This is a genomic window from Sphingomonas sp. NFX23 (assembly GCF_049887795.1).
Taxonomy (GTDB): domain Bacteria; phylum Pseudomonadota; class Alphaproteobacteria; order Sphingomonadales; family Sphingomonadaceae; genus Sphingomonas.
On the sequence record NZ_JAGEKH010000001.1, the window covers coordinates 661,120 to 676,881 of the forward strand.

Below are 15,762 nucleotides of genomic sequence, written 5' to 3' on the forward strand. Positions count from 1 at the left end.
GTCAGCGCTGCTAACGGTCAGCTTGTCCGCATAGCCCGTGAGCACGATCTGCTCGATGCCCTGCATGCGATCAATATGTGTTGCACCATCAGAGCCGGCATCGCGAACCGTCAGCTGAAGATCGGTCTTTCGATCATTGCCAGCGGACGCAAACGCCGCCAACGTCGCATCGACGCCCGTGAGCCAGTCGTTGAGGCGAAGGTCGACCGTATCGTTACCATCGCCCCCGATGAAAAAGTTCTTGCCCTCGCCTCCCGCGAAAACATCGTCGCCCTTTCCGCCGAGCAGCAGGTCGTCGCCCCTGCCACCTTTGAGTATGTCGTTACCATTACCGGCGATAATGAAGTCGTTGTCGTCGCTTCCTGTGACGACATTGTCGCCATTACCCAGAACGAACAGCGCAAGCTCATCGTCGTTAATCGGGCGGCTTCCTCCTGGAACGACGTCCCGATATGGCTCATCTGTAGTCTGAAGAGTGACGCGTCCGGTGATCTCGGACGGCTTATCGATACCGTAGAGGAACATTGACCCGGCACGGATCGGAGAATTCCACTCAATCCCGTCGGCGCCGCCGCCAAACGGTCCGTAGATGTCGATCGGAAACGTTATATCGCCTGCGACCTCGCGGATCAGTTGAGTGAGCCCAACGATCTCCATGTCCTGATGCTCTTTACCAGCATCCCAGCTTTGCCGCGAAACATCTATCGATACCGCTGTTTGGGACGAGTTAAGCTTTAGAACACCAGTGTCGCCCCAGTCACCTCCCTCGACATCGGCAAAGGCAAGCCGGCCAGCATATTGTGCCACGATCCGACTTATCTGAGTGGCCCAGCCAGCGAACTTAGAACTTACATTCGGCAGCTTTAGAGCACGACCAAGATCGGTCGCATCGTTATAGAACGCTCTTATCGCCTGATCACCGAAAGGACGCTCGCCTTCTGTGATCGCAGAATACGCGATAGCCGCCTTCATCTGATCCGATGGCGCATAGTAGCCATCGGCGCCCTCGCCTACATCCGTTCCGCCGTTACGACCCAGCGCTTTGCCAATCTCGTCGTCGTAGAGCGCTTCAATTATCGGTTTAGCGGCAGCTTGCCAATCGTCGCTGACCTCGCTCTCTGCGATGGTTGCATATTTCAGTATCACGAGGAGAGCTTGACTGTGACGCTTAATGAGTTCCAGCGTGCCATCGACAGCGCCATACGTGCTGTAAGGATCCTTCGCAGGAACCGAACTTTCTAAGACACCTGTGGTCAGCTGCTGCTGTTGGGCGAACGCATAAATAATTGCCGCGGCGGCCGGGCCGATAATTGGGACAAAGAAAGCACCGATCGCGAGTAGCGTGCCGCCTAAACCTTGCAGTGTTCCGTCGCGGACGTGAGTGAGAAGCTCCCCATCCACAGACTCACCAAGGAAGTTATTAACAGATGGCACATGAAGGCCTGCTTCGGCAAACGCTTCCGGCGTAGCCAGTGCGGCACGTGCCAGGCCGATGAGTTGAGAGATGATGCCATTATATTGTGTAAGCGCGCCGCCAGCCAAGCCGATCCCAAATTTAGCGAGATTTGAAATATCAGGATTGTCCGGGCCTGCTAAAACCATGCTGGTCGCAAGGCTTATCGCGGCTGCGGCAAAAGGCATGTTATCGTAGCCATGCCCCTCGACCCCGGAGAGCGTGCTAACTAGCCCGGCCAGGCCGCCGCCTAGAGAGTGACCTACTACAACGACGTTACCTGGAACGTTGGCGTCGAACACATTCTGTTTGGTGATGTCGGTGTAAAACTGAAGCGCCAGATCGGCTTGCGGGGCAAGGAATTTTGCCGTTAGACCTGCACCTATTCCGTAGCCGTAGCGTGCGTCCGCGCCGAGGTTATCAGTTCCTCGATAGGATATGATTTTCTCGCCATTGTAATCATAAGATACTGCGAAAAAATCAGCTTTCTTATCGAGCTGCTCACCGTCTTCGCTCGTGATCCCGGTGGAATCCAAACCAATGACTGCCGTGCCGATTGCAACGTTGTTATTTATGACTAATCGGCGTCCATAGCCACGATTGTAGGAATCCAGCGCGAGGATTGAGAGAAAAAGATCACGGTTCACTTGGCATCCCTCTCGAAAAACGCACCGATTATGCTTATTCTATCGTCATGAACTTTCAGTGACCTCTGCCACTGCTTAAAGCGCGGTCCGTTACCTGGCTTAGTGATCACAGCCTCGATTCCGGTTGTGACCGGCTCATCAGTGATCTCGATCGTGATGCGGTTTACACCAATATCTTCAGGATCAACGGTGTGGATTGTCGTCCAATCACTTGGATCATCAAAACTTGCAAATAATGGCCAGGTTATTTCTGGACTGTAGTCTTCGCGATGCAAGGGGTTATAAGTGACAGTTCGAGGAAGGTCACGCGACCCGACGGTCCCGATTATAGCCTTTTGCTCTGCGGAGATTCCGTCTAGCATATTTGGAAGATTTGGCCGCTTGTATCCCTTTGGAAGCAAGGCGACGCGGGGGATATATTTCGCTTGCTCGGGGGAATCCTTACCAACCAAGGTGGCATAAACCTTCCTTCCATCGGGCAGGTCCATGATTACCGCCTGACCATTCATGGAGGTTTCGACCTTGCGCCCTGACGAATCCTGCATTGAGAAGATCTCACGCTGCCGGATCTGACGAACACTGGAATACGCCTCGCCCTGAGCGTATATCGTTATGCGATATCGGTAGTCCGGAAAGCGACCGTCACTGCATGCTGCAAGCCCATTTAGCATGAGCCCGGCCAACGCGGCTGTCGTGAAGCGCCCCCACATATTCCAACCCCCATGCCGATTCCCCAATCGACCCGCCCCAACCTTATCGATCTGGCCAGAAATGACAATACCGTCATTTTTCAGTCACATGCCTGATCAGACTAAGAAAATCGTGACTGCGGTCGGCATTTACCGTCGCGTGATTGAGCATCGCTTGGCGTTTTCATTCCTGGAAAGACTTTGTCGCCATTTTTCACCGCTCGCGTGTATTGATACATCGGAGTTGGCCTCACCCCGCAACCTTAATTGGATCCATTTCGGACCGACTGGTTCACCGTCAACTTGGCGAGGTTAGGTCTTGCGGCCATCGAGGCTCCTCGTATGGTAGCGGGGTATTTTCGGTGTAGTAGAGAGGTCCGCACGATGAGTGAACTCAGTCCGCCTGCCGACGTCGGCAAATATCAGCAACCACAGATGAACGGCGCCAAGGGTTCGGAAGGGACGCAACAGCGGCCGGATCCGGAGGTCGCGCGAAAGCTCTCTCAGGTCAGAAGCCACATTCGCGAGAGTTTTGGTAATGTGGTCATGACAATGATGATGCTCCCTCGCTATCGCAATCAATCGCTTGCGGACCTGCAACATCTGGTTCTCGAGCCATTGATTCGTGACCGGGTCGCGATCGCCTACCCTGGCAAGACGGAGGACAAATTTGGCGCAGATATGGCCGGTCTCGCGATCTGGGCGAGCGTATCGGACGAAGTTGATGCCAAGATCCGTGAACAGATCAGTGCCGGTGTTTTCCCGGTCCGACTGCAAGCGGAGGATTGGACCTCGGGCCAGAACAATTGGCTTCTGGACGTGATAGCGCCGGATGCAAAGACCACGGCAGCCGTGATCGCCAATTTCCGTCAGCTCGTTAAAGACGGGGATCTTAGGCTCCACCCGCTCGTAGCGCGGTTGGTCGATCGCGAAACGCTCGCCAAGATGGGAGCGAAGCGAGCCGGTACGGTCGAGGATAACGCCGTCCCTGGAGAAGCCGAACCCGTCGCATAATGAAGGCGGGCGCCGATCCATCGGCGCCCGTCCCATTAGCGAAAACCACTTACCGCTCGTGACCGGCCTCGGCCACGGAGGTCTGCACCGGACTTAACAGATATGAGATTATCCGCCGTGAGCCGGTACGGATATCAGCAACAACGCCCAGTCCCGATGCAAGGGGGGTACGTTTGCCATCGATGATCAGGTCGGGGCGCGACAGGCGAATCTGCGCGACATAGGTTGCGCCGAGTTTGGGATCGGGCACCGCATCCCTACTGATCGAGACGACGGTCCCCGGTATGCTGCCGTAGCGTGTGAATGGGAACGCCTCGATCTTAACGGTGACCGGCTGCCCCTCGTGAACGAAACCCGCCTCCTTGTTGAGTACTCGGGCTTCGACCTCGAGACCGCCATCACCGGGAACGATGACCATCAGCGTACGGGCCGCTTCAACGACGCCGCCTACGGTGTGGAGCGCTAGCTGCTGGACCGTGCCGCTTGCCGGCGCACGCAGAGTTTGCAGCCCGGATCGGCGAGTTGCCTTGGTCACTTCCTCGCGACGTAGGATCGCTTCGCCTTCCGCCTTGGCGAGATCGGCCAACGCGACGCGGCGCGCCTCCTCGCGGGTCTGGTCGATCTGCCGGCCCAACTTGACGGCGTCGGATTGGCCGCGTGCCTGCTGCGCGGCCGCGACATCACGGTCACCTGCTTCACCGCGCCGCTGACGCTGCAGCTCGAGTAGCCGCAAACCCGGTGCATACCCCTTCGCGTCGAGGCGTAGCATCGCCTCCACCTCATGGTCGAGGATTGGAACCGTCTCGTCGAGCTTGTCTCGCTGCGCGCGCGCGGCATCCGCTTCGGACAACGCCGAGGATCGCGCGGCAGCAAGACTGGCCGTGGTCGCGGTGATTGAACCGACCTGCGCGGCGATCAACCGGCGCTGTGTCGCAGCAACATCGATCGGCGTGCCCTCTGGAGGCGTGAAGTGTAGCCCCAGCCCCGATAGCGCATCGGCGATCGCGCGATTGCGAGCGACGTCGAGCTCTGCCGCCATCAGACCCTTGCGAGCTTGCTGGAGATCTGCGCCCGAAAGGGTTGTATCCAGCTCGACCAGTAACTGCCCTTTCCTGACGCGGTCGCCGTCATGTACGTGGATCGCGCGCACGACACCCGTCCCAGCCGACTGGACGATCTTGACGCTTCCCGAAGGAATAAGCTTTCCCTGCGCGGACGCGACCACATCGACCCGGCCGATTACCAGCCAAGCTATGGTCAGAACCATGCCGACCATGAAAACCCACGCGGTGATCCGTCCAGTCGGTGATACCGGCGTCTCGATCACCTCGAGCGCTGCGGGTAGAAACGTCGTGTCGGTACTGCGCGGCTGGTTCTTCCGCCTATCCTTGTCCGCCTTCAGCGCTTCACGCATCACGCGCCAGTTGTGGCCGAGCGCGCTCATGCGATCCCTGCCATAGCCAGACCGGTCTGGCGGCGGTGGAGATCGGCATAGCGGCCGCCTGCGCGCAACAGTTCCTCGTGACTGCCGCGTTCGACGATGCGTCCACGCTCAAGCGCGATCAGATGATCGCACTGGCGCACGGCCGAAAGCCTATGCGCGATAATCAGCACGGTCCGCCCGGCCGACATGGCCTTCAGGTTGGTTTGAATGATCTCCTCGCTTTCCGCGTCGAGCGCCGACGTCGCTTCGTCGAGAATGAGTATCCGCGGCGAGGTCACCAATGCACGCGCGATCGCCAGGCGTTGGCGCTGCCCACCCGACAGATTGGAGCCACGCTCCTCCACTGGCGTATCATAGCCCTGCGGCAGCCGGACGATAAACTCGTGGGCACCTGCCAGCTCGGCTGCGTTGACGACCTGATCAAGCGGCATGGCGGGGTTCGACAGGGCGATGTTCTCGCGGATCGACCTGTTGAACAGCAGATTCTCCTGTAGCACCACGCCGATCTGCCGCCGCAGCCAGGCGGGATCGATCTGCGCGATGTCTACCCCGTCGATCATGATCTTTCCGGCCTGTGCGACGTAGAGCCGCTGGAGCAGCTTGGTCAGCGTCGACTTCCCCGACCCCGAGGACCCGACGATGCCGAGCGACGTCCCCGCTGCGATTTTCAGCTCTATGTCGTCGAGCGTCCATGGCCCCTCCAGCCCGTACCGGAACTTAACGCCCTCGAACGCGATGTTTCCCTTGATCGCGGGAAGCGCGGTACGGCTGCCGGCGCCGGGTTCGACCGGCTGGTTGAGCACGTCGCCCAATCGCGCGATCGCGATCCGGACCTGCTGGAAGTCCTGCCAAAGCTGAGCCATCCGGATGACGGGGCCCGACACGCGCTGTGCGAACATGTTGAAGGCGACGAGACCTCCGACCGTCATCTGCCGGTGGATCACCGCCTGCGCACCGAAGTACAGGATCGCAGCGAGATTGATCTTGGAGATCAGCTGGATCAGCTGGCTGCCGGTGTTGCCCAGGTTGATGACGCGCTGGCTGGCCGAGCTGTAGCCGGCGAGCTGCCGCTCCCAGCGATCACGCCACTGTGGTTCGACGGCGCCGGCTTTGACGGTCTGGATGCCGCCAATGCTTTCGATCAGCAGAGCGTTGTTGGCGGCACCGCGCTCGAACTTCTCCTCGATACGGGCCTGCAACGGCTTGGTCACGAACAAGGCGACGAGGATGTAGCAAGGGATCGTCAGTACCGAGATGATGAACAGCTTGGTCGAGTACATCCACATCACCGCGAGGAAGATCACGGTGAAGGCGGGGTCGACGAGTACGGACAGAGACGCGTTGGTGAGGAACTCGCGGATCGTCTCGAGTTGGCGGACGCGCATCGCGATATCGCCGACGCGACGGGCCTCGAAATAGCCGATCGGAAGTCCAAGGAGATGCCGGAACAGCTTGGCGCCAAGCTCGACGTCGATCTTCTGGCTCGTCTGTGCATAGAGGCCGGTACGCAGCCAGCCAAGTACCGTCTCCCAGACCGACACGGCGACGTAGCCGATCGCCAGCACCTTCAGAGTGTCCAGCGTATCGTGGACGAGCACCTTGTCGACCACGTTCTGGAAGAACAACGGCGCAGCCAGTCCCAGCAGGTTGAGAGCGAGGGTGATGAGCAGCACCTCGCCGATGAGACGCCGATATTTCACGATCTGCGGGATGAACCAACTGACGTCGAAGCGCTTGTTACCGCTCGCCACACCCTCTCGCGTGGTGACCATAACGATCTCGCCGGACCAGACCGCTTCCATCTGCTCTCGCGTCAGCTTGCGTACAGGCAGTCCCGCCATGTCGGGTTCGGGCACAGCCAGCTGCACCAGCGCCTCGTCCCCTGCGACACGTCCGAGGAGGAACCAGCCGCTCGGTCCGTTGGCAAGCGCTGGCAACGGCGTGCGATCCAGCTTGTCCCAGCTGGTCCGCGTCACGCGCGCCTTCACGCCTTCCTGCTGCTTGGCGAGGCGGATCAGATCGTTCGCGTCGAGGGCACGATGATGGCCGATCTCGTGGCGTAGCTGCGTGGGGTCCACGGCGATCCGATGCATCGCGAGCAAGGCTGCAAGCGCGATGGCCCCGGTGTCGTCGGTGGCGCTGCCGACGATCACTTCAGGATCGGGGTCTTCGTTCATGGTTTGCGAACCGTAGTGACGGCGCGGGGAGCGCCGATGGTGCCGGGAAGTGGCAAGTTAGGCGAGTGGCCGGTCGGTTCTAGTTCGCGCACCGTTCGCGCAGGGGCCAGCGCCGGTGGGGTCGTCCCGATGGCGGGTTGTTCGATACCTCCCTGTTCGGGGATACGCCGATCGAAAGCGTCGATCGATCTCAGTGCACCATCCCATGGTCGCGCGCCGCGAGCGGCCGCTTCACGAAAGTTTTCGGCTGGTCCGTAGAGTGGCGTGCCTGTCATGAGGCTACGAGCCTCGAGAACGCCCATACGCCGGAGGAGAGTCGCCTGGGCGACGTAGGCGTCGCGCCGGGAGGCCACGAGAGCGATCTCGGCATCGCGCAATGCCGCATGAGCGAACAGCACGTCGAAGGTCGATCGCAACCCGGCGCGATACTCCTCGAACGTTCCCTCATCATAGACCCTTGCGGACCCCAGTTGCGACGTCTGGATCGACTGGTTGCGCTGAGCGATCGCCACGGCGTTCCATGACGCGACCATTGCCTGAACCATCTGGCGTCGCGTCGCCTCGATCCCAATCCGATCCGCGGCATTCCGGTCTCGCGCCTGGGCCACCAGAGCACCGACCCGTCCGCCGTTGACCAGCGGCACAGTCAGCACTGCTTGACCAGCAAACCCGTGGTCCGCGTCTCTCGCTCGAAGCGGCGATGCCTGTCCCGAAAGGGTAGCCGTCCCTCGCAACGAAAGCCGCGGCTGTCCTTCTGCTGCCGCGGCCGCGATCCGGCTACGCGACGTACGCTCGCTAGCGATTGCTTGATCGAGTTCCGGGTTGAGCCGGGCGGCCACCACGAACGCGCGTTCGATCGACGACGGGAATTGCGGCAGATTAGGCTCCGGAGCCAGGACGCCTGGATCCCGACCGACTAGCGCGGCAAACGCCGCGCGATCCTGCTGCAACTGTTCGCTCGTAGCGTTGAACTGTGCCGCAGCCACATCATACTGCGTTTCGGTCTGCGCAATGTCGGTTCGCGTCAGTTCGCCTGCTTCCTGCCGAGCGCGAACCTCCTCCAACGTCGTGGTGAGCTGCTTCAGGTTCGCCTCGCGCAAAGCCAACACGCGTGTGTCGCGTCGGATGTCGGCATAAACCGTAATGACTTGGAGGAAGAGGTCGCCCTCGGTTCCGCGTAGCTGTGCCCTGCCGGCGTCTATGGTGTGGGTAGCGATTTCACGATCGGCCGCCGCTCGCCCTCCGGTCAGCAACGGCTGGTCGACGATCAGCTCCGCGCTCAGGCTGTTGTCTACGATGTTCGGCGACAGCAGCCGATCCGCCAGAGAACGGCGGGACTGGGTGAGGTCGCCCGGATCGGTTCTGGTGTATCCCCCAGTAAGCTGCAGCTGGCTTGTCGCCCGGGTTTCCGCAAGCGCGAGCGCATAATCCTCATCGGTCGAGCGCAGCGCATAGCGTTGCGCCTGTAGTGACGGCGCAGAACGATATGCAGCGTCGAGTGCCTGAACCAGGGTTTCGGTCGGCGTGGGCTCAGGCGCGACGACGAATGTAGGTGGTGCCCAGCGTTCGGCGACGCGGGTCGCCCCGTCCGCGCGCCGCGGATACGCGAGCCGTCGGGACGCGGAGCGCGGTGCTGTCACGGGAGGCAGGACGACTGACGGCGCAGGCCCCGGAGCGCTTTGCGTCACAAACGCCGCCATGGCCATTCCCGCAAAAGCGATCACCCGACGAACCGAACGTCAGGAGTGCACCCTTGCGACAACGCCACCGACCGCAATCCCTTTAATCCGAGGAGACGGATGGTCCGCACACGCCGGTCGCGACGAGGCTGGATCGCGATGGTGTTCGCGTCAGCGATGCGGCGCCATGGAACGCGGACGACCCCCTGTCCGGGATTGGCCATGCCGCCCCGATCGTAGGGCGTTCCCAGGGTCGTCAGTTCCGGGAGGTCGTCACGCGAGGCGCGTGGCGGGCCGCCATCGATTCTGTAGACGGCCTCAGTTACGTCCCAGTCGCGATCGAAGCGAAAGCCTATCGCTCCACCTTCGTAGAAGGCCCGACTCTTGGGCGCCCGGAGCCGACAGACGACGTTTCCGGAGAAAGCGTTGCGGGCGACGTCGAGTTCCCAGTCGCCCACCGCCGATCGATGGTGCACTTCGACCGATCGACGAGCAAGCGCAGCCGTCGGAGCTTGTGCAACGGAGAGGATCACCGGCAGCATCAACACGCCGATCAAACGCGGTGCAACGCTCATTGACCGGGTGATGTTGCGTCAAGCAGGGCGCCTGCCTCGGCGTCAGTTTCATCACGGCAGACCAGGACTATGGGCTCTTCGCGCGCCGCCTCAATCGCGCGCGTTGCACCATCAGGGCATCGGTAGGTGACCCGGCAAATTGGTTTACGCCCCAGGTCGTACAGACCAAAGCTCGTCTCTGAACAGAAGGCTTCGCACCGGTCACCGTCCGTACCGCAGATTTGCTGCAATCGTTGGGATACGTCGAGTTTCGCCTTCGTGCCGAGCGTCCCGAACTCACCCGAAATTATCGCAATGCCGTGCCCCGTCGCAGGAGCCGCCTGCACTGGCGATGTCGAAAAAAGAACGAGAGCGGCCCACATCGAGGCAGCTTGGATACGCAACACGCTTCATCTCCCCCCGGGACGTCAGGAATGCGTATTCGCAAGATATGGAGACCACAAGTCCTATAGAACCCCAACCCGCCCCCCGCTCCGGAAATCGTATCCGCCCAACGGGTTGAAACCTCTCAGGTGGAGCCTTTCGCCGCCTTTATTCATTGGTGGAAGGCAGGCGGCAGCAGAATCGTCCAACTAGGATCACGACCGGCAACTGGATCGAATCTGGATCATTTTTCTGATGGCCCCGGTCGAGAGGATCGCGCCACTGCTGCGGGCCACTTTCGCGTACGTGTGTCCTCGCTCGTCACAACTCGGCTCAGGATCGCCCCAACTCTTGTCAGGTGGCCGTCCCGGACTTCACGTTCCCAAAGATGCTCGATCGAGCGGGTTATGCTGTGCTCGTGGTTCGGTGGTCATCCCCATGTTGCTTCGAAACACATCGACGTACGAGAACCTGCCGGTGAACCATTGAAAGCCCCGCCTATCTGGCGTTACTCGAACTCACCGGGTTTCGGTATCGAGGGGGACGGTGGTGGGTATCGCAATCAGGACCAATGCTCTTCTCGCCCTCCACCAGTGGCCAAGTTGCACTGTGGGCTACGAGATCGTGCGGGACGGGATCACTCCTGCACTTCGCATCATCGTTCGGTTCGATCGAACGACTGGGTTGCCCGGAAGAAGGGCCGACCTGACTGCATGGTCGTCGATTCGTCGCCATGCCTACGATCCTTCGCTGGAGTTTGCGGTCGCCTGCTCGTTCCAAGGAGATGTGCCGGTCGGTGAACCGAATCAGGCCGTCGCTGGGTATCGGGCCTTGGTGGACACGCTGTTTCGCTACGTTTCGAGGACCTCCGGCCGACCTGTCACGGCCAGCATGGTGCTGCCGCTCGATCCCGTATCGATAGCTGACCGAATGGAAACGCTGTCGCCCTTGTCGGTGGCCTTAACCCTTGCAAGGCGTCGTCCGGGTGCGCGGGGCGAAAGGTTGGCGATCCGGGAGCGGGTGCGTTCGTCGATCGCACCATGGCGCTTGCGATCGATCGCGAGCCGCGCCCCGCTCATACGATGGGCGCGAGACGCGGAAGCGGCGTTGGCCGGATACGATGGGTCCGGCAGTAGGATCCAGCTGGCAAGACCGGCGTACCGAAGGGGGGCGCTCCATCTCTGGGGGCTGCGCTGGGGTGGAGAGCACGGGATCGTGGTCGGGCCAGGCAGCCTACCGGCTGTAGTCTTCGCCGCACGTCCCTTTACTCCGGAGCTACTGACCGGATCGGTAGCAATCACTGTTTGGGATGACGCGCTGACACCTGGCACCGCAATGTGCACATACCAGGGCATAGATGTGGATGCGGCATTTGAACGCGCGGCCGCCATCCTCGACGAGTTGGGGATCGCTGTCGCTACCGGAAAGTTCGGACGCGAACACCCATCACTGCGATCGCGGATTGAGGCGGCGCGGAACGCCGCGGCGCTAGCGTTCGCTCGGCGGCTGATTCCCGTGCTTGCCGAGCACGATGACGGTGCTGAGGCGGCCGAGGCCCGACGCGAAATGTTCCGGGCGGTGCGGGCGGGCGTGGCCGCTATCGGCACCGTCTGGGTGCAACTTGCAGCCGAGACTAGACCCGCGACGAGATTGCGGTTGAGAGGATTCCTTTCCGGTGTGCCGTCAAAGCGGGATGCGCCCGCGTCCCCGGTGGATGTCCTGCTTGATGGTAGCTCCTCCGTTCGACTGGATTTTCCCGCAGACCCGCGCGCAGACGACGACCAGGCACTGTGGGCGCTTCAGCCGAAGTGGACGCTCACGCAGATCGGTCCCTTCGCCTCAGAAGCCAGGATGGGACCGACCGGCCGGCTTGTACCGGTGCTGGGGTTCGAACGGGCTGGCGAACCCGAAGCGTCGCTGGGCGAACTGGATGTGCCCGCGATCTCGCCGTTATTCCCTGAACAGCCGACCATAAGCCATGCTACGGCGACAGGTCCGGATCAGGTAGTCGGTGGGACGCTTGCCGAACTAGTGGCCCGGATGACTTGCTGGACGTTGGCATTCACTGTTCATCATGACGGACTCAAGCACCTCGACGATCTGTGGATCACAGTCGAATTCGATCGACCGCACCCTGCGCCGGCGGCCGCGATGGAAGTTGGCCGCGCGCTCACGCCGCTGGCGGCGACACTCCTCCGCTTCGAAGCCGGGTATCTCAGTGTTGCTTCGCTGCTGACGCACAGCCTGGTGACGCAGACGGCGCTTTCCGACCGATTGGGTCGAGTCGTTACTGGCCTTGTGGACGACGTCACTGACGCGATGTCCACTTCACCAGCCGGAAGCACGGTCTTATCCGGTACCGAGCAGACGCCGACCTGGGTTTGGCGGAATCGCCCGAACCCGGACGGCAGCCGGTCGCTGTTCGTTCGCGACGGTTCGCCCTTTCCGGTCATCACCGGATGCGCCCCGCTGGAGCGCGTGGCGGCGTCCGCCGCTTCGGCGCCCGATGAGGGGGCTTGGCGCGAGGCCGTCTATCATCTGCCGAAATCGGTGGAGCGGGAGCCGCTTACCTTCGTTCTGGACCGGCTCGATCTGCTGTCGCATCAGACCGCGATTGTCAGCGCTCGCGTCGTGCGGAATGCGGGCACCGGTTTCAACCCGCTGCTGATGCGAGCGACCGGCTGGTCCCCTCCCGGATCTGCCATCGTGCCGTTTATCGACGTTTCCGTTCCATTAGCCGTGCCACCCGGTAGCGGTTCGCTGGAAGAATCCATCGCCGTCGCGCTGGCTCCTTTCTGCCAAGCGGGAGATCGCAAGGGTGGCGACCGCGTCCTGCACATTGACCTGGCATACCGCTATCCGTTGACGGCGACGGAGGTGCCGCCGCAACTGATCGGGACGCTGCCCATACTATCGGCGTCATTCGACCCGGTTCGGGAAACGAGTTCAAAGGAAATCGCCGCTAACCTCATACAAACGTGCCGTGCTTGGGCCCAAATGTTTCTGCCGTCCTATGAGGGTACATGGCTGTCACTATCCGCCGTCCTCATGACGGATATCGTCGGAACGTGGGAGCCCTTGCTCGCGGTCCGGCAGCTTGACCTGCCTTGGGCTCCGAACTCGCTCCAAGAGGTGCGCGTTGATCATGGCACGCTCCATGACGATCCTGTTGTCGGCGGGGCAGACTGACACTGCCTGACGCCCGCCCCCCCACCGAAACAGACACCCGGAGACCGCTTCGTACTTGGCATCGCCCGCCCGAGCACTCCCGCCCACAGTGGCACTTCAACTCTGCGATCGAGTACCCTCTGGCTATATCAATCAGGCCGAAGGCGAGATCGAACGATTCCCGGTCGACCCGAAGGATGGAGAGCTTAGAGCGGTTTCTGAGCAGTCTGCATCGTAACCAGCGGCTGAGAAATAGTTCGAGCATTCCTGGGGCGAGTAGAGGTCGACGATACGGCCGATGGCATTCCACAGGCCGTGGATGGTCCGCTCGACCGCTTTTCGCAGATGCGCCTTCAGCTTGGAGAAGGCCATCTCGATAGGGTTTAAGTCCGGGCTGTAGGCGGAAGGAACAGGAGCCTGGCACCTGCGGCTTCGCTGGCGACACGCACGGCCGGCGCCTTATGGCTCGACAGGTTGTCCATTATGACGATGTTACCGGGCGAGCGTTCGGGCACCAGCACGCGGGTCACGTAGGTGGTGAAGGCATCACCGTTCATCGGTCCGTCGAGCACCCCGGGTGCGATCATGTCGGTGCGGCTCAGACCCGCGACGAAGGTGGTGGTTTTCCAGTGCCCGTGCGGCACGCCGGCCCGCAGTCGTTCGCCGCGTGGCGCTCTGCCGTAGCGACGTGCCATGTTCGTTGATGCCCACGTCTCATCGCTGAAGATGAGCTTGCTCGGGATCGAGATCGAGCTGACCGTCGAACCATCCCTCGCGCCGCTTTAGGATTGTGGATCGGCGTCGAAAGTGCGACCCCACTCTAAGCTAGCTAACTGTGATATCCTGGAAAGCTTGGGTATACCAAGGGTCCCGATCGGCGCCGATCGGGACCCCAGCCTAGGTTAACTTCTACGCAGTTTCAAAGGCTTGTCGAACTTGACCGGGTCGCACTTTCGACGCCGATCCACAACCGATGCCGGCGAGATGCCCGCACGAATGGCGGCAGAGGCTCAGGCATCGGTCACGTGGCGAGAATTCCATTCCTCCTTCATCCGTACCTTGAACGAAACGTAGTCGTCGTCGGAGTTCGGGTCGAAATGCGCGATCTTCGATTTCGCTAAATAATCGAAATAAGGCCAGTGGGCCTCGTTGGTCTCGGCGTACAGATAGCACTGGATCGTGATGCACGGTTCACGTTCGCCTCTGTTGACCAGCTTGTGCACCTGGTTGAGCCGCGAGGAAATCCAGGCGACGTCGTTCGTCTCGAAGACGGCAGTCGAGAACGGTCGCTGGTGATGGGGCGACAGCATGCGGTACAGATCGACGTTGATCGCTCCGTGCAGCACCTTGATGACCGCTTCCGCACCGCCATGGTCGTGGATCGGCGAATAGTGGCCGACCGGCCAAATCTCCATGACGAACGGCACACCTGGCGAATCGCCTTGGTTCTGGCCCAGAGTTATCCGAAGATACGTCTTGTCCGGATCGGGGGTTCCGAACTCATCGGCCTTCCGCTCGAGCGTCCTGCGACACCATCCGTCGGCGGACTCCAGGCTCTCACGGATTGCTTGTGCGAACTGCGGGAAATCCGGCGTGTCGAGACGAAAAGACTCGCCCGCCACGTTGTCGTACAACTGACGGCAGGTCTGCGTCAGGTTTCCGGGAACCGCCGTCCGACCTTCCGCCATCATGTCCATGGTCATGCGGTCGTGCGGCACGACCTTCATCGGGACGTCGACGGTCACCGGATCACGCCATACGTCAACGGCTTCGCGTATTGTCGCCGTCACTTCGACCCGCCGCGCCTGTAGTAGCCATCCGTACGGATCGTCGTCTTCATCGGTCTCGTTCGGCTTCGGCGGCAGTCTGCATTCGGCGATCATGCAACCGAGGCGCATCTCGCCCTTTCCGTATCGCAACCGCCGGTTGTGATAGTCGAAGCTGAACCAGTATTTGCAGGCGGGATCGGGATCGAGACCATGGAGCAGCCCCGGTTCGGCATCCGGGTTCGGCATCGTCAGGACCGGATGCCATGCGCCCTGTGCATGTTCATCCAGCGAAACTCCGTCGAACCCGACGTTCCAGCGCAGCGTCGGCGTACCCCACGTCTTGCTTTGAATGCCAACGCTGAACGGCACCTTGTCCGCTATCATGAAGCCGACCGTGCCCTGCCCGAGCACCGGTAGACGTATGAAGTCGGCGATCCGTCCGCCGCTCTGCTCCGCCGGCGTCAGCGTGAGGTGCGCCGGAACGCTGAGAAAGTCCTCGCCTGCATGACTCATGTATAGGTTCCCTCTGATCGCGCCCTAGCTATCGGCGACTACGGGGCATCGAATGCCCCCGCGTCCGACTCGCCTCGTCAAGTCATGCCGAGGATCCAGTGGAGCAACAAGCCTCCGAAAGTCGACCGGACTTCGACGTAGCTGGCATTCTCGCCCCGATCGTGGCTCGAATGCCTATTTCGGCGGCCGCCCAACGCCGCCGCCGGACGCCCTATTTCAGACCCGACGAACCCGCCCTCCGGTGATCTAGGCTCTGAACGAAAGACTTTAT

At 61.1% G+C, this 15,762-nt stretch carries 9 protein-coding genes and 2 pseudogenes; 2 read left to right on the forward strand and 9 right to left on the reverse strand.

Going from position 1 to position 15,762, the window contains the following annotated elements:
- Positions 1 to 252: 252 nt before the first annotated feature.
- Both J4O76_RS02940 and J4O76_RS02945 read right to left on the reverse strand, forming a co-directional pair.
- Positions 253 to 1,641: pseudogene (locus J4O76_RS02940) on the reverse strand (hypothetical protein); the annotation flags it as partial.
- Between the two features lie 455 nt (positions 1,642 to 2,096).
- Positions 2,097 to 2,810 carry a hypothetical protein gene (locus J4O76_RS02945; RefSeq protein WP_426280120.1) on the reverse strand — a complete coding sequence of 238 codons (714 nt, stop codon included), beginning with the start codon at positions 2,808 to 2,810 and terminating at the stop codon, positions 2,097 to 2,099.
- A 363-nt stretch (positions 2,811 to 3,173) separates the two neighbouring features.
- Here J4O76_RS02945 and J4O76_RS02950 point away from each other — a divergent pair, with 363 nt between their 5' ends.
- Positions 3,174 to 3,803, forward strand: coding sequence for a toxin-activating lysine-acyltransferase (locus J4O76_RS02950; RefSeq protein ID WP_426280121.1), 630 nt, complete (start codon positions 3,174 to 3,176; stop codon positions 3,801 to 3,803).
- 49 nt (positions 3,804 to 3,852) lie between these two features.
- Here J4O76_RS02950 and J4O76_RS02955 read toward each other — a convergent pair whose 3' ends face one another.
- The 5 genes from J4O76_RS02955 to J4O76_RS02975 form a co-directional block, all read right to left on the reverse strand.
- Positions 3,853 to 5,247 (reverse strand): HlyD family type I secretion periplasmic adaptor subunit, encoded by a 1,395-nt coding sequence (locus J4O76_RS02955; protein WP_426280122.1) that lies wholly within the window; start codon positions 5,245 to 5,247, stop codon positions 3,853 to 3,855.
- Positions 5,244 to 7,424, reverse strand: a complete 2,181-nt coding sequence (locus J4O76_RS02960; RefSeq protein ID WP_426280123.1) for a type I secretion system permease/ATPase — start codon at positions 7,422 to 7,424, stop codon at positions 5,244 to 5,246. Before J4O76_RS02960 ends, J4O76_RS02955 begins: the two co-directional genes overlap by 4 nt.
- Positions 7,421 to 9,064 carry a TolC family protein gene (locus J4O76_RS02965; RefSeq protein WP_426280124.1) on the reverse strand — a complete coding sequence of 548 codons (1,644 nt, stop codon included), beginning with the start codon at positions 9,062 to 9,064 and terminating at the stop codon, positions 7,421 to 7,423. The genes J4O76_RS02960 and J4O76_RS02965 overlap by 4 nt, the downstream gene beginning before the upstream one ends.
- An 80-nt stretch (positions 9,065 to 9,144) precedes the next feature.
- Positions 9,145 to 9,645 (reverse strand): hypothetical protein, encoded by a 501-nt coding sequence (locus tag J4O76_RS02970; RefSeq protein WP_426280125.1) that lies wholly within the window; start codon positions 9,643 to 9,645, stop codon positions 9,145 to 9,147.
- 29 nt (positions 9,646 to 9,674) lie between these two features.
- A complete protein-coding gene (locus J4O76_RS02975; RefSeq protein ID WP_426280126.1) occupies positions 9,675 to 10,064 on the reverse strand; it encodes a hypothetical protein in 390 nt (129 codons plus the stop codon).
- Between the two features lie 586 nt (positions 10,065 to 10,650).
- Between J4O76_RS02975 and J4O76_RS02980 the strand changes: the two genes are divergently transcribed.
- On the forward strand, positions 10,651 to 13,230 hold the full coding sequence (locus J4O76_RS02980) for a hypothetical protein (RefSeq protein ID WP_426280127.1): 2,580 nt from the start codon (positions 10,651 to 10,653) through the stop codon (positions 13,228 to 13,230).
- 204 nt (positions 13,231 to 13,434) lie between these two features.
- Here J4O76_RS02980 and J4O76_RS02985 read toward each other — a convergent pair.
- Both J4O76_RS02985 and J4O76_RS02990 read right to left on the reverse strand, forming a co-directional pair.
- Positions 13,435 to 13,986 (reverse strand): annotated as a pseudogene (locus J4O76_RS02985) (IS630 family transposase); the annotation flags it as partial.
- 233 nt (positions 13,987 to 14,219) lie between these two features.
- On the reverse strand, positions 14,220 to 15,491 hold the full coding sequence (locus J4O76_RS02990) for a cysteine dioxygenase (RefSeq protein WP_426280128.1): 1,272 nt from the start codon (positions 15,489 to 15,491) through the stop codon (positions 14,220 to 14,222).
- Positions 15,492 to 15,762: the final 271 nt, after the last annotated feature.